This window comes from Lipingzhangella rawalii (assembly GCF_031628175.1).
GTDB lineage: Bacteria > Actinomycetota > Actinomycetes > Streptosporangiales > Streptosporangiaceae > Lipingzhangella_A > Lipingzhangella_A rawalii.
The window spans coordinates 585557-600421 of the sequence record NZ_JAVLVT010000001.1; the positions used below are offsets into that span (position 1 = coordinate 585557).

General features: G+C 67.6%; 11 protein-coding genes. 7 read left to right on the forward strand and 4 right to left on the reverse strand.

Annotation, left to right across the window (positions count from 1 at the left end; all coding sequences use genetic code 11):
• The first annotated feature begins 102 nt into the window (after positions 1 to 102).
• Positions 103 to 942, forward strand: a complete 840-nt coding sequence (locus RIF23_RS02630) for an MHYT domain-containing protein (RefSeq protein ID WP_310910697.1) — start codon at positions 103 to 105, stop codon at positions 940 to 942.
• An 8-nt stretch (positions 943 to 950) separates the two neighbouring features.
• On the opposite strand, the gene RIF23_RS02635 is transcribed toward RIF23_RS02630, so the two are convergent.
• A complete protein-coding gene (locus tag RIF23_RS02635) occupies positions 951 to 1649 on the reverse strand; it encodes a metal-dependent transcriptional regulator (RefSeq protein ID WP_310911219.1) in 699 nt (232 codons plus the stop codon).
• A gap of 165 nt (positions 1650 to 1814) precedes the next feature.
• On the opposite strand from RIF23_RS02635, the gene RIF23_RS02640 reads away from it, so the two are divergent.
• Entirely contained in the window at positions 1815 to 3191 is a 1377-nt protein-coding gene (locus RIF23_RS02640) for a dicarboxylate/amino acid:cation symporter (protein WP_310910698.1), read from the forward strand.
• 522 nt (positions 3192 to 3713) lie between these two features.
• Positions 3714 to 7130 carry a DNA polymerase III subunit alpha gene (locus RIF23_RS02645; protein ID WP_310910699.1) on the forward strand — a complete coding sequence of 1139 codons (3417 nt, stop codon included), beginning with the start codon at positions 3714 to 3716 and terminating at the stop codon, positions 7128 to 7130.
• A 44-nt stretch (positions 7131 to 7174) separates the two neighbouring features.
• Here RIF23_RS02645 and RIF23_RS02650 read toward each other — a convergent pair whose 3' ends face one another.
• The 3 genes from RIF23_RS02650 to RIF23_RS02660 form a co-directional block, all read right to left on the reverse strand.
• Complete coding sequence (locus RIF23_RS02650) at positions 7175 to 7486, reverse strand: DUF4190 domain-containing protein (protein ID WP_310910700.1); 312 nt, start codon at positions 7484 to 7486, stop codon at positions 7175 to 7177.
• Positions 7487 to 7575: 89 nt separating this feature from the next.
• Positions 7576 to 9153, reverse strand: coding sequence for an aldehyde dehydrogenase family protein (locus tag RIF23_RS02655; RefSeq protein WP_310910701.1), 1578 nt, complete (start codon positions 9151 to 9153; stop codon positions 7576 to 7578).
• Between the two features lie 148 nt (positions 9154 to 9301).
• Positions 9302 to 9637: a DUF4190 domain-containing protein gene (locus RIF23_RS02660; protein WP_310910702.1), complete on the reverse strand. Its 336-nt coding sequence runs from the start codon at positions 9635 to 9637 to the stop codon at positions 9302 to 9304.
• A 500-nt stretch (positions 9638 to 10137) separates the two neighbouring features.
• Between RIF23_RS02660 and RIF23_RS02665 the strand changes: the two genes are divergently transcribed.
• From RIF23_RS02665 to RIF23_RS02680, 4 genes are all read left to right on the forward strand, one after another.
• A complete protein-coding gene (locus RIF23_RS02665; protein WP_310910703.1) occupies positions 10138 to 11700 on the forward strand; it encodes a sodium/proline symporter in 1563 nt (520 codons plus the stop codon).
• Positions 11701 to 11895: 195 nt separating this feature from the next.
• Complete coding sequence (locus tag RIF23_RS02670; RefSeq protein WP_310910704.1) at positions 11896 to 12639, forward strand: (Fe-S)-binding protein; 744 nt, start codon at positions 11896 to 11898, stop codon at positions 12637 to 12639.
• Entirely contained in the window at positions 12636 to 14090 is a 1455-nt protein-coding gene (locus RIF23_RS02675; RefSeq protein WP_310910705.1) for a LutB/LldF family L-lactate oxidation iron-sulfur protein, read from the forward strand. The genes RIF23_RS02670 and RIF23_RS02675 overlap by 4 nt, the downstream gene beginning before the upstream one ends.
• Positions 14083 to 14733: a LutC/YkgG family protein gene (locus RIF23_RS02680; RefSeq protein WP_310910706.1), complete on the forward strand. Its 651-nt coding sequence runs from the start codon at positions 14083 to 14085 to the stop codon at positions 14731 to 14733. Before RIF23_RS02675 ends, RIF23_RS02680 begins: the two co-directional genes overlap by 8 nt.
• Positions 14734 to 14865 lie beyond the last annotated feature (132 nt).

Genomic DNA, 14865 nt, shown 5'->3' on the forward strand with positions numbered 1-14865 from the left:
CACTGGGCCTACATCCAATTACCAGCTGGTAAGTTCATGGGGTAGATCACCAGGAAACACCCATGGAGCAGGCGCCAGTTGACGGCGCACGGGGAGACCGCAATGACCGGTGTCGAGCACTTTGCCCACGGCTTGACCACTCCCGTCCTCGCCTATGTCGTCTCCGTTCTGGGCTCCCTGGGTGGCCTGCTGGCCACCTCCCAAGCGCGCACCGGTGGCCGCGCCAGTACCGGATGGCTCGCCCTGGGAGCCCTGTGTATCGGCACCGCCGGCATCTGGGCGATGCACTTCATCGCCATGCTCAGCTTCACGATTCCGGGCGCCCCGATCCGGTACGACGTGGGCCTCACTCTCGCCAGTGGGCTCCTCGCCGTGGGGGTGGTCGGTGCCGGGCTGGCCCTGGCGGTGCACTGGCAGAACCTGACCGGGCTATGCGCCGGCGGCGTGGTGACGGGTCTCGGGGTAGCCGCCATGCACTACCTCGGCATGGCCTCCATGCGCGTGGATGCCCACGTCAGCCACGATGTACGGCACATCGTCGCCGCGGTCCTCATCGCGGTGGTTGCAGCCACGCTGGCGCTGTGGTTCGCGCTGCGGCTGCGCAGCGGCTGGGCCCTGCTCGGCGCATCCCTGCTGATGGGGGCAGCCGTGTCCAGCATGCACTACACCGGCATGTTCGGCATGTCCGCCCACGTTCCACAGGACGGAGCAGCAACCCCGCACGGCGCCGAGGGGCTGGACTTCTTTCTGCCCCTCTTCATCGGCCTGAGCGTCCTGCTGCTGTTCACTATCACCCTGTGCCTCATCGCCCGATCCGAGGACTCTGTGAATCCCTCTGTGGACCCCGACGAGTCCACCCGAAACCAGGCGCCACCAACCGCGCCCACCCCACCGCAGGGACGCGCCTCGGTCTGGCAGGCGTCCACCCACCCCAGGGAATAAGGCCCCGCTCAGCCCTCCGGCCCATCCGGAAGCACCCACAGCGCCTGGGCCGCGATCAGACCCAGGGAGCGTCGCTCCTGGGCATCGTCCACCCCCACCTGCACCACCAGGGGACCGCCAAACGGCTCCCGGTCGATCACCCGAACCCGCGTCCCAATCCGCAGCCCGTGCTCGGCCAGATAGCGCAACAGTTCCGGATCGGAGTCATTCACCCGCACGATGGTGCCCACCTCGTCCGGATCGGCCTCCGACAGTAGGTGTGTCTGGGGCGCGGCGATGGTGCCCTCCCGGGTCGGGATCGGATCCCCGTGCGGATCCACGGTGGGGTTGCCCAGATGTTCAGCGATCCGCTCCACGAACCGGTCCGAGACCACGTGCTCCAGGATCTCCGCCTCGTCGTGCACCTCGTCCCAGGAGTAGCCCAGCGCCTCTACCAGGTAGGACTCGATCAGACGGTGGCGCCGCAGCACCTCCAGAGCCAGCTTCTCCCCAGTGGTGGTCAGGTGCACGTCGCCGTAACGAACGTGCGCCACCAGGTCGAGGTCACTGAGTTTGCGCAGCATCCCCGAAACCGAGGAGTTCGACACCGTGAGCCGTTCGGCGATCCCGGAGATCGTCACCGGACCGGTCCCGCGCTCCTGGAGGTCGTAGATGACCTTGACATAGTCCTCGACCGACGTCGACGGCCGCTCGGATGCTGTGCCCATGCTCGTACGGTACGACACCGCAGCACCCCACACCGCCATGGCTCGCCCAGGCCGTGTGGGGGCGGTGACAGCCGCCCCGCAGCATGCCTACGATTCTGGCACGATCCCCCGCCGCCGAGGATGCCCTGACCCCGCCGCACCGACGAGGAGAGGCCAGCCTCCACTATGTCCACCACTCCCCTGTCACCCTCGCCCCGCCGCACCGCGCCGACCCACCTACTGCTGGCGGCATGGCGCGGCTACCTCGCCTTCCCCCTGATCTGGAAGATGCTCATCGCTCTGGCTATCGGGGCCCTGACCGGACTGATCGTCGGCGAACCCGTCACGGTGGTCGAACCGCTCGGGCAGGTCTTCCTCCAGCTGCTCCAGATGCTCGTGGTTCCGCTGATCCTCACCACCCTGATCGCCGGGGTGGCCTCCATCAACCCGGCCCGTCTGGGCAGCATCGGCCTCAAGGTGCTGGTGTTCTACCTGGTGACCTCGGCGCTGGCCATCACCATCGGCATCCTGCTGGCGCTGGCCATCACCCCGGGGGCCGGGCTGTCGATGCCCGGGACGACGGATGAGGAACCCGAAAGCCCGCCGGCACTGTCCGAGGTGTTCCTCGACATCATTCCGGAAAACCCGTTCGCCGCCATGGTCGAGGGCAATGTGCTGGCGGTCATTTTCGTCGCCATCGCGGCCGGAATCGCCCTGGCGTTCATGCAGAACAGCGCGAACGACCACACCCGGGAGTTGGGGGACTTCCTGCGCCGCGGCGTGGACGGCGCCGTCGAACTGGTGTTTCGCGTGGTACGGGGCGTGCTGGAGTACGCCCCGGTGGGCGTGTTCGCGCTGATCGCCGTCGTGTTGGCCGAGACGGGGGCCGAGGCGCTGCGGCCACTGCTGGAGCTGACCGTGGCGACCTACGGCGGGATCGCCCTCCAGATCCTGGTCTACGTCGGGCTGCTCACGATCTTCCGTGCCGCCATCGGCCCGTTCTTCCTCGCCGCCAAGGACCCGATGCTGACCGGATTCGTGACCCGCTCCAGCGGAGGCACACTGCCGGTGACGATTCGGGCCGCGGAGCGACTCGGTATCCGCAAGGGGGTCTACGGATTCACCCTGCCCTTCGGCGCCACAGTCAACATGGACGGCACGGCGATCTACGTCGGAGCCGCCACCGTATTCGTGGCCAACGTCGCCGGGGTGCAGCTGAGCCTGATTGAACTCGCCACGGTGGTGATCGTCGGGGTCCTGGCCTCAATCGGAACCGCGGGGGTTCCGGGGGCCGGACTCATCATGCTGTCGCTGACCGTGACCCAGGCCGGCCTCCCGTTCGCCCCAGTGGCCCTTGTCGCCGGAATCGACGCGATCCTGGATATGGCGCGCACCATGTGCAACGTCACCGGAGACCTGGTCGCCACCCGAATCATCGCGGGCACCGAACCCGGAATGCTGGCCGATCCCGGATCCGCGCCGGCGGAGAGCACCGATGCGGCCGCAGGCACCGATGGGAGCGGAAGCGACGGCACGGGCACAGCTGCGGACCGATCCGACTAAGGCGTGTTGTTTGGCGAGTCCGCGGGGTGGGGCAGCGCCCCGGGCGTGTATGAGAGCCGGCGGAGCGGCTGGAGGGACGCGTCCACGCCCCGCCGGCCGTCGTGCGGGGGCATGGGGGCTGCGGTGGCCGTGGGGCGCATCCCCCGCTACCCGGGGGGACACACTTCCCGGCACGACGGCCAACAGAGTGGACGCGGGGTAGACGTCGCCAGGCCAGGCCCAGCCTCGTTCCCACCCCCGAAAGACACTGCCTAGCCCGGGTCGCACCAGCAGCCCCTCCCCACCATCGGGTTTCGGTCGCAGGCAGGCACCGCCACGAGGGATGGTGTCTTCGCAGCTCACCGCGATATCAGGTACGCTGTAGCTAATTACAGTCGAACTCTAGTTCGATTTTGGGCCTGCCTTCCCCCGGCTGGAGTCGCCACCTGGCCACCCCAGCCGTGGCCTGACCCCACCAACGAGGAGGAGGCCCGTGCACCACACGTCTGTCCCGTTTTCGACGCACCGTCCGGTGGCCCACGGATGAGTACAGGGTTTGCCCACCTCAACGTGGTCTCTGCCTCCTCCATGCGCCACGGAACCTCTCATCCGCACGTCCTCGCTGACCGGGCCGCGGAACTGGGGATGGACACGCTCGCGTTGACCGACCGGGACGGGGTGCACGGCGCGGTCGCCCACGCCCGCGCCTGCGTGCAGCGTGGACTCCGACCAGTCCTGGGGGTGAACCTGGCCGTTGCGGCCCCGGACGGGGGACGCGTCACCCTGCTGGCGCGCGGCCGGCGGGGCTGGGCGAGTCTGTGCCGCGTCGTGACCGCGGCCCATGCCACCGGCGACACCCCGGGCACTCCCGCGATCCCCGCCGCCGGGCTCGCCGCCGACGGACTGATCCTGTTACTCGGCCCGGACTCGGATGTGGGACGTGCCGTGGCCCGCGGACAACCGAACCGGGCCCGAAGGCGGCTCCTGCACTGGCGGTCCCTGTATCCCGAGGCGGAAACGCTGGCCGTGGAGCTGGTGGACCACTACGGACCCGACCAGCGGCGAAACGCCCGGGCCATGCTGCACCTGGCCACCGAAACCCGCACCCTGGCCGTACTCAGTAACGCGGTGCGCTATCCGCACCCCGACGACGTCGAGGTCGCTCACCTCCTTGACGAGGTCCGTCGTTGGCTGCCCGGGGGAACCGGAGTCACCCCCCGTTCCGCCGGCAGCCCCGCCGACACCGGACAGGCCTACCTCAAGAGCACCGACGAGATGGCGGCCCTCGCCGAACGCATCTGCGGCCCGGACCGGGACGCCGTGGCGCGTCTGCTGGCCCACACCCGAGCCCTCGCCGAGTCCTGTGTTCTGGATCCGGCCGCGGACCTGGGGCTCGGGCACCCCCACCTTCCCGACATCGCCGACGCCGGCCTGCGCCTGTGGCAGGAGTGCACCGAGGGGCTCACCCGACGCGGTCTGGAACACAACGACCAGGCACACCACCGTCTGGCCCAGGAACTGTCCGTCATCGAGCACCAGGGCGTGTGCGCCTACTTTCCCGTGATCGCCGACATCACCAGGCGCATCCGGGACCGGGGAATCCGAACCGCGATCCGCGGCTCGGGGGCGGGCAGCCTGGTGAACTACCTCCTCGGAATCTCCGAAATCAACCCGCTGGAGCGGGGACTACTGATGGAACGTTTCCTGACCACCAACCGCACCGGCCTTCCCGACATCGACCTGGACGTGGAGTCCGCCCGGCGGCTGGAGGCCTACCAGGTGGTGTTCGACGCCTACGGTGCACCCGACGACCAGGGCACCTACCAGCGTGTCGCGTGTGTGTCGATGCCGGAAACCTACCGCGCCCGCGGAGCACTGCGAGACGTGGGCCGGGCCCTGGGAATCCCCCCGCACGACATCGACGCCCTGGCCCGATCCTTCCCCCACATCCGTGCCCGCCAGATCAGCTCCGCGGTCGAGGACCTGCCCGAACTGCGGTCGGCCGCGCTGGACCGCTACCCGATGGCGGAGCTGTTCCGACTGGCCGAACGCCTGGACGGTCTCCCCCGCCACCAGGCCATGCACCCGTGTGGAATCGTGGTCTCCGACGCCCAGCTTCCCGACCGCGCCCCTACCCAACCCAGCCAGTCGGGCTATCCCATGGTCCAGCTGGACAAGACCGACGTGGAGGCCATGGGGCTGATCAAACTCGACGTGCTGGGCGTACGGATGCAGTCGGCGATGGCACACGCGGTGGCCGAGGTGGAACGCACCACCGGCCACCGCATCGACCTCGACACACGTCCCGGCCAGGATCCGGCCACCTACGCGCTGATCCGTTCCGCGCGGACCCTGGGATGTTTCCAGATCGAGTCGCCGGGACAGCGTGAACTGGTAAGCCGACTCCGCCCCGCCAGCATGGACGACCTCGTCGTGGACATCTCCCTGTTCCGGCCCGGACCAGTCAACAGTGACATGATCACCCCGTTCCTGGCCGTGCGCGACAATGAGCGTCCGCCGCTCGCCCCCACCCGCGTCCTGGCCGAGGTACTGGCCGAGACCGGTGGGGTCATCGTGTTCCACGAACAGGTCCTGGCGGTACTCCATACCATGACCGGATGTGGTCTCGACACGGCCGAGGCCATGCGACGTCGGATGGACACCCCGGACGGCCGGGAGCAGGTACGTCGCCAGGTCACCACCATGGCCGCCGAATGCGGCCACGATCCCGCCACGATCGACCAAGTATGGTCCCTACTGGAGTCCTTCGGGGCCTTTGGTTTCTGCAAGGCGCACGCCGCCGCGTTCGCAGTGCCCACCTACCAGTCCGCCTGGCTGAAACGACACCATCCCGCGGCGTTCTACGCCGGAGTGCTGACCCACGACCCGGGGATGTATCCCAAACGCGCCCTGGTGCAGGACGCACGCCAGTTCGGGGTACCCCTGCTGGGCGTGGACGTCAACCACTCGGACCGAGCCTGGCGGGTGGAACCCACAACAGACCCGACAGATGCGTCTCAGCGGCGGCTGGGGCTGCGGGTTCCCCTCGGCGACGTGCAGGGAATCAGTGACCCCGAGGTGCAGGCGGTCATCGCGGGGCGTCCCTACACCTCGCTCGCCGACTTCACCGAACGCGCCCACATCGCACACGACGTGACCGAACGTCTCGTGCTACTGGGCGGGTTTGACGCGGTACACGGCGTGGGCGACCATCCATCGGCCCCCAACCGCCGAGACCTGCTGTCCTGGTTGGGAGCGAACCGTGGCCGGCGCGGCGGGCCACGGCGCAGTGGCGGGCAGGTCCCCCTCACGATGCTCGACTCCCCACCAGCAGGGGAATTCCCCCGCCCTACCAGCTCGGAGCTCAGGCGGGTGGAACTCGCGGAACTCGGTTACGAGGTCGAGTCCCACATCATGCGGGAGTACACCGAACTGTGCGCACACCTGTACGCCCACCACGGCGCGGTTTCGGCTCGCGACCTGGAAACATGCCGTCCCGGCGCGGAGGTGATGGTGCTCGGGGTCAAGGTGGCGACCCAGACCCCGGCCGTGCGTTCCGGGCAGCGGGTCATATTCACCACCCTCGACGACGGAAGCGGACTGGTGGATCTGACCTTTTTCGAGTCGGTCCAGGAACACTGTGCCGCCACGGTGTTCGGATCCTGGTTGTTGGCCGTACGCGGCCGGGTCACGCGTCGCGGCACGGGAATATCCACCCTCACCGCCACCCGGGCCTACGACCTGGCCGAACTGGACCAGCTGTGGCGCGAGCACGGCGCGTCGAAGCTACACGCCCGACTCCAGCAAACACCCCGTGCGTCCTCGCTGCGCAGTGTGGGCGGAACCCGTGTCCGCCACGAAACCGGAGCGAGAGTCTCCCCCTACGCCGACCTCGACACGGGCGTACAGCAGGCGCCGCGCCGACTGTGGTATGCGAGCCCGGGCAGCACGGGTCGGTGACGGTGTGGGGCCGGCACGTATCCGGCCCCACACCGCACGCCCCCTCATTCGAGGGTCTCAAGTTCCTCGTCGTAGGCGATCCAGAACTCGTCCATGAACTCCGCCCAGAACCCGGTCACAACCAGCAGCAGCATGGTCAGTACGCTCAACCCGAACAGCACCCAGGCGATGATCGCGCACACCCGAGACGCCTGCGGGTTACTGCGGGTCTGTACCAGCGCGATAATCGCCAGTACCAGCCCGGGCAGAGAGGTCAGGCAACACATCAGCAGCCCGACCACGTTGGCGATAAGGGCCGCGATCGCGTTGCCCTGACTCGCCGACGACGGCGCCGCCCCTGACGGACCCGGAGGCATACCGGCCCCCGGCGGTCCATATCCTGGATACCCCAATATTCCTCGCTTCGTGCCATCCATCCCCGAGGATGCGTCCCGGGACGACCGACCTAGGCCAGCCGGAATTCGAGATCTGCCTCGACCTCTCCCACATCCATCTGGGCCTTCTGTAGGGATCCGGAGTAGTCCCAGTTCAGCGACTGCCAACGGGTGAACTGGTCCAACACCCAGATCCCGGACAGCCTACCCCCGTTTCCGGAGCGGCCGTTTCCCCCGAACGGCAGATGCGCCTCCGCGCCCGAGGTGGAGTTGTTGACACTGACCATTCCGGCGTTGATCCCCGCGCGGAAGGTGAACGCCGAGCGCGGATCGTTGGTGTAGATCGCGCAGGACAGGCCGTATCCGGGGCGGTTGGCCAGCTCGATGGCTTCCTCGAGGTGACGGTAGCTGGCCATGCCGATGATGGGGCCGAAGGTCTCCTCGGTGAACACCTTGTCCTCGGGGCGTACCCCGTCCAGGATCACCGGGTGGTAGTACAGTCCGGCCTCCGGATCCCCCATGAACCCCTCCCGAGGGTTCGCCGAGGTGATACGGCCGGTTGCGGTGGATCCCAGCACCCGGTGATGATCGCAGATCCAGTTGAGAAAGCCCTCGTAGCGGTCGGCGAACCGCTCGTTGATCATGGGGCCGTAGACGACGTCGGTCCGCCCCGGGTCACCCACGGTGGCCTGCCGGGTGAGGGTGTCCAGACGGCTACGGAAGGCATCGTGCACCGACTCGTGTACCAGCACGGTGCCCAGGGAGGTACAGCGCTGACCCGCGGTGCCGAATCCGGAGAACAGCGCCGCCTCGGCCGCGGTGTCCAGATCGGCGTCGGCGGTCACCACCATCGGGTTCTTTCCTCCCAGCTCCAGGCAGGGGGTCTGGAGGTGTCGGCCACACAGCTCGCCGATCCGCGAGCCCACGACACTGGAGCCGGTGAACCCGACCTTGTCCACCACCCCCTCCCCCAGCGCCGCGTCCAGTCCGGCGAAGGTCTCCTCACCCGAGGCATAGACGAGGTTGAGCACCCCCTCGGGGATCCCCGCGCGGGAGAACAACTCGTAGAATGCCCAGGAGCACACCGCCGCATACTCGGCGGGTTTCCACACCACGGCGTTTCCGGCCAGCAGCGCCGGGACGATGTACCAGGAGGGCACCGCGACCGGGAAGTTACCCGCGGTGATGATGGTGGCGACCCCGACCGGATTACGGAAGGTGAACAGCTGCTTATCCGGCATCTCGGAGGGAACCGTGTGTCCGTACAGGCGGCGTCCCTCACCCCGGAAGTACTCGCAGGTATCGATGATCTCCTGGACCTCTCCCCGCGCCTCGACGATCGGCTTGCCGATGTCGCGGGTGACCGCCTGGGAGAGTTCCTCCTTGTTCCGACGTACCAGTTCGGAGATGTTCCCGATGACCTGGCCACGGACCGGGGCGGGGACCCGGGCCCATTTCTCCTGGGCCTGGCGGGCCGCACGGGCAGCCTGAACGACAGCGTCGCGGTCGGCCAGGCTGACTCGGGCCAGGACCTCCTGGGTCCGGGCCGGATTCACACACGGAAATGGCTCGGCGGTGGCGGGTAGCGTGGCGCCGGCGACGACGGACCGAAGATCTGCGGGCGTGGCCGGGGCGGACGAGTCAGACACCGAGGGCTCCCTTGCTGCATACGGTGAACGATTCGTCGCCACGGAGACACCGGATCACTCGGGGTCTCCGTGGCGACAGCGACGGTCCCAACCTTCCCACCGTCCCGGGGCCGCGCGCCATACCCACAGACCGGGACGGACACCGCGATCAGTAGTAGTAGGTCTCCTCGTACATCGCCGGTAGATACATCGCGGGAAGCCCGAACAGGAACAACCACACGATGCCGATGATCAGGGCCAGCCCGAACAGCACCCAGGCAATGATCGCGCACACCCGCGAGGTCTGCGGGTTACTTTCCGCGGTGACCAGGGCGATGATCCCCAGCACCAACCCCGGCAACGCCACCAGGCAGCACATCACGAGGCCAACGACGTTCGCGACCAGGGCACCGATCGCGTTTCCCTTGCTGGCCGGCGGTTCGGTGGGGCCCGAGGGCACGCCGTAGCCGTACTGGTTGGGCGGACCGTACCCCGAATAACTCACAGAGACTCCTCAGAAGTAACCATGCACTGCATCTCACCAGCATGCGAGGCTATACGCCAGCCACACAGCGTGCCCCGGGGGCTTGGCTTCTGCCACACCAACGCCCTACCCTGCCCGAAATTCGGTGTCGAGGACACACCGAAAACAGGCAGGCAATCATCCGATCATACGAGGTAACAAATGATCTTCGCGCTGGTGATCCTTCCGCTCGCCATCCTGGCTCTGGCCGGAATCTGCTTTGTGGCGTTGCGGGGGACATAACGGGTGTCAGCAGTGACTTCCACACCTACTATTAAGTAAAACCAGAGGGTAACCACACGCTGCTCGCTCCCCCCTCTGGTCTCAACGCGTGATCTCTCCTAACCTGCCCATCGCACGAAACATCCCCCAATTCCAGGAGAGACCACGCACATGCTCTTCACTCTGATCGTGCTCCCCATCTTGGTCCTCGCAGTGGCCTTAGTGGGCTTCCTGCTGACCGGGGGCGAGGTGACGCGCTGATGATCACCGCGGACGTTTCCGTCGACGTCAACCCCACGATTGTCACCTCCTTCGCAATCTATCTGGCACTGATATTCGCGATCGCGATCTATGCCGCCCGCAGATGGACCGGAAGCATGGAGGGCTTCTACCTCGGCGGGCGCAAGGTCGGAAACTTCGTGGTCGCCCTCAGCGCGGTCACCTCGGGACGCAGTGCCTGGCTCGTCCTGGGCGTAACCGGAATGGCATTCGTGGACGGCGCATCCGCGGTGTGGGTGGTCCCCGGATACATCCTCATGGAACTGTTCCTGTTCCTCGTTGCCGCGCCACGACTGCGCCGTTTCACCGGCCGCATGCGCGACATCACACTCCCCGACTACTTCACCAGCCGACTCCAGGGCGGGCTGAAACTACGCCACCTCACCGTGTGGGTGCTGGTGATCTTCATGATCGTCTACGTCGCATCACAGTTCGACGCCGGCGGGAAGGCCTTCGCCAGCACATTCGGCCTCGACCAGGATCTGGGAATCTGGATCACCGCCCTCATCGTGCTGTGTTACACGCTGGTCGGCGGCTACGTCGCCGTCGCCCTCAGCGACATGATCCAGGCCTGCTTCATGCTCTTCGGTCTGGTGGTACTGCCCATCGTGGTGATCACCAGCCTCGGCTGGGGCGGAATGATCGATATCCTGCACGCGCTGGATCCCGCCCTCCTCAACCCCTACGCACTCGGCGTGGGCGCCATCATCTCCGGTGTGGGCATCGGACTGGGCTCGCCCGGCAACCCCCACATCCTCGTGCGGTACATGTCCATCGACGATCCAGCCAAACTGCGTACCGCGGCCCTCTGGGGAACCGTGTGGAACGTCCTCATGAGCTGGGGAGCGGTCTACATCGGCCTGGCCGGACGTGCCATCTACCAGGACGTGGAGGCCCTACCCGGGCAGGACACCGAGCAGCTCTTCCCTTACCTGGCTGCCGACTATCTCCCACCCCTGATCGTCGGCTTCCTCGTCGCTGCCGTGTTCGCCGCGATCATGTCCACGGCCGACTCCCAACTGCTGGTGGGATCCTCCGGAATCGTCCGCGATATGTACGAGCGGATGCTGCGTCCCGAACGCCGACCCAGCCAGCGCTACCTGGTGCGACTGAGCCGCCTGGTGGTCCTGTTCCTGTGCCTGTTCAGCGCCGGACTACTGTACGTGCCCTACGCACAAACCACAGTATTCTGGCTCGTGCTGTTCGCCTGGGCCGGACTCGGCGCCGCATTCGGACCACCCCTGTTGATATCCCTGTTCTGGCGCGGCGCCACCGCCGCCGGTGCCGCCGCCGGCATCATCACCGGAACGGTTGTCACCATCACCTGGTTCACCATGGACCAGTGGGCACCCGAACTCGCGGCGGCGATCCCTCCCGGCCTGGACTACGAACTGATCCCGGGCTTCGCTGCCTCCGCATTGGCCGTGTGGCTGGTCAGCCTGGTCACACGCCGACCAAGCGACGTCGACCGCATCATGGCTGACCTCGCCTCCGGCCAGGACGCATCCACCGAGCCAGCCCACGGCACGACCACCCCCTCCTGACCCGACGCCGACACACCGCACACACCGGACCGGATCCCGCGGTGTGGGTGCACTGCCCGTCCTCGGCGTAGCACCCACACCGCGCCCGCCCCGAAACCCGAAGCCGCGGCGCCCCCGGGATACCGTCGTTCGGCGCGTCGATGTGGGTCCCACGTCCACCCATATCGGACACTTGACGGTAAGGAGGCGACGCGGATGCGGATCGCGCTTTTCGTGACCTGCGTGAACGACACGCTCTACCCGCGCACCGGACAGGCCGTGGTGCGCCTGTTAGAGCGCCTCGGCCACCAGGTCGATTTCCCACAGGCCCAGACCTGCTGCGGCCAGATGCACTACAACACGGGCTACCGCGACGCAGCCACGGACCTGGCCGTGCGGTTCCTCCGCACCTTCCAGGACCGAGCTGAGGCCATCGTGGTTCCCTCCGGGTCGTGCGCCGCGATGATCCGGGACAACTACCCCCGCCTCGGCGCCCCGGAGAGTCGACTGCGCCGAGTTAGTGCCCAGGTCACGCCGCGCGTCTACGACCTCTCGGAGTTCCTGGTCGACGTCCTCGGCATTACCGACGTGGGGGCCTACTTCCCCCACCGGGTTACCTACCATCCCACCTGCCACGGCCTGCGGATGTTGGGCCTGGGCGATAAGCCCACCCAACTGCTGCGCGCGGTGCGCGGTCTGGAACTCCTCGACCTGGAGGGGGCCGCGGAATGCTGCGGCTTCGGGGGCACGTTCGCGGTCAAGAACCCGGCCGTATCGACAGCCATGGGCTCGGACAAGGCCCGGCACATCGCCGCCACGGGCGCCGAGGTCGTCTGTGCCGTGGACAACTCCTGCCTGATGCACATCGGGGGCACCCTCCAGCGGGAACGCGCCGGAGTCCGCGCCGTCCACCTCGCCGAGATCCTCGCCGCAACGGAAGCGGAGCCGATTCCAGCATGAGCCGCACATTCCTGGGGTTGCCGCCGTTCGGTGCGGCCTCCCAGACAGCCACCACCAACACCCAACTCCGCCACAACCTTCGTCACGCCAGCCACACCATCCGCGACCGCAGAGCGGAGGTCGTCACCGAGCGCGCGGACTGGCCGCAGCTGCGCGCCGCGGGAGCCGCGATCAAGGACCGCACACTACGCCACCTGGATCACTATCTGGAACAGTTGGAACGCGCGGTCACCGCGGCCGGGGGAACCGTGCACTGGGCCCGCGACGCCGACGAGGCCAACGCGATCGTCACCCGCCTGGTCCACGAAACCGGCGAGGACTCGGTGGTCAAGGTCAAGTCGATGGCCACCCAGGAGATCGAACTCAACCAGGCACTGGACCAGGCCGGGATCACCGCCTACGAGACCGACCTGGCGGAGCTGATCGTCCAGCTCGGCGACGACCTACCCTCCCATCTTCTCGTACCAGCCATTCACCGCAATCGCTCCGAGATCCGGGAGATCTTCGCCTCCCAGATGCATCGCTGGGGACGCGGGGCTCCGAGCGACCTCACCGACGATCCCCACGACCTGGCCGAGGCGGCCCGGCAACACCTCCGGGACCGGTTTCTGAAGGCTAAGGTCGCCGTCTCCGGCGCGAACTTCGCGGTGGCCGACACCGGAACCATGGTGGTGCTGGAGTCCGAGGGAAACGGACGCATGTGCCTCACCCTGCCCCAGACCCTGATCTCGGTGGTCGGTATCGAGAAGGTGGTTCCCAGCTGGCAGGACCTGGAGGTGATGCTTCAGCTGCTGCCCCGTTCCGCAACCGGGGAGCGGATGAACCCCTATACCTCCACCTGGACAGGCGTGCATGCGGGGGACGGTCCACAGGAGTTCCACCTGGTGCTGCTGGACAACGGCCGCAGCTCCGTCCTGGCCGACGAGGTGGGCCGCCAGGCCCTGCGGTGTATCCGCTGCTCGGCCTGCCTCAACATATGTCCCGTCTACGAACGCACCGGCGGCCACGCCTACGGATCGGTGTATCCCGGCCCGATTGGCGCGATTCTGACCCCGCAGCTGGGGCTGGTGGACCGCGAGGTCGCACGGGAGCTGCCGTATGCCTCCACCCTGTGCGGCGCCTGCTACGAGGTGTGCCCCGTGGCCATCGACATCCCCGAGGTGCTGGTCCACCTTCGCCAGCGCTCGGCCAACGGCTCCGGACACCGACTGGAGCGCGCGTCGATGGCCGTGGCCAACTGGATGCTTGCCGACAGCACCCGCTTCTCCTGGATCCAACGAGCCGCCAGCGCGGGACGCCACCTGGCGCCGCGCCACCTTCCCGGATCGTGGGGACGCGCCTGGACCGACACTCGCAACCTCCCCGAAATCCCCGCGGCCAGCTTCCGCTCCTGGTGGAGCTCCAGAACGAGTTCCACCTCCGGCACGCAACGGGACGATAGACATGACTGAGGCCCGCATCGAGATCCTCAACCGCCTACGCAGCGCCCTCGCCGACGTGCCCGACCGGGAACGCCCCGAGGACGTCACCGTGACCCGCGACTACGCCCAGGCGGGCGCCGGTTCCCCTGGGCTCCGCGACACTGAGCTCGTCGACCGGCTCCAGGAACGGATCGAGGGCTATCAGGCGTCGGTGCGGCGCGTTGGCAGTGCGGACCTGGCCTCGGCGATCGCCGCTGCGCTGGAACAGCGCTCGGCCCGCCGCGTCGCCGTTCCGGACGACCTTCCCGGCTCGTGGCTGGCCCGGACCGGCTGCGAGCTGCTGCCGTCCACACGGCTGAGCCACGCCACCCTGGAGGCGGTAGACGGCGTGGTAACCGGCTGCGCGGTGGCGGTGGCCGAGACCGGGACCATCGTGCTGGACTCCGGTGTCGCACAGGGACGCCGGGAGCTGACCCTGCTACCCGACTACCACCTGTGCGTGGTACGACACGACCAGATTGTGTCCGGAATACCGCACGCTCTGACCCGACTGGATCCACGCCGGCCCCTGACCTGGATCAGCGGTCCCTCGGCGACCAGCGATATCGAGATGCACCGCGTCGAGGGTGTACACGGTCCGCGCACCTTGGAGGTACTGATCGTCACGACCTGAGTCGCCGTAGTGGCCTAGCCACCCCCGGATGTGGGTGGAGGAATGCCCCTCGTTACCGTGGGGTATCTCAGATCCCCTGGGGATCCATGCCGGGATTCCGCGTTGATCCGTGGCACCGGAGTCCCGGCGTCG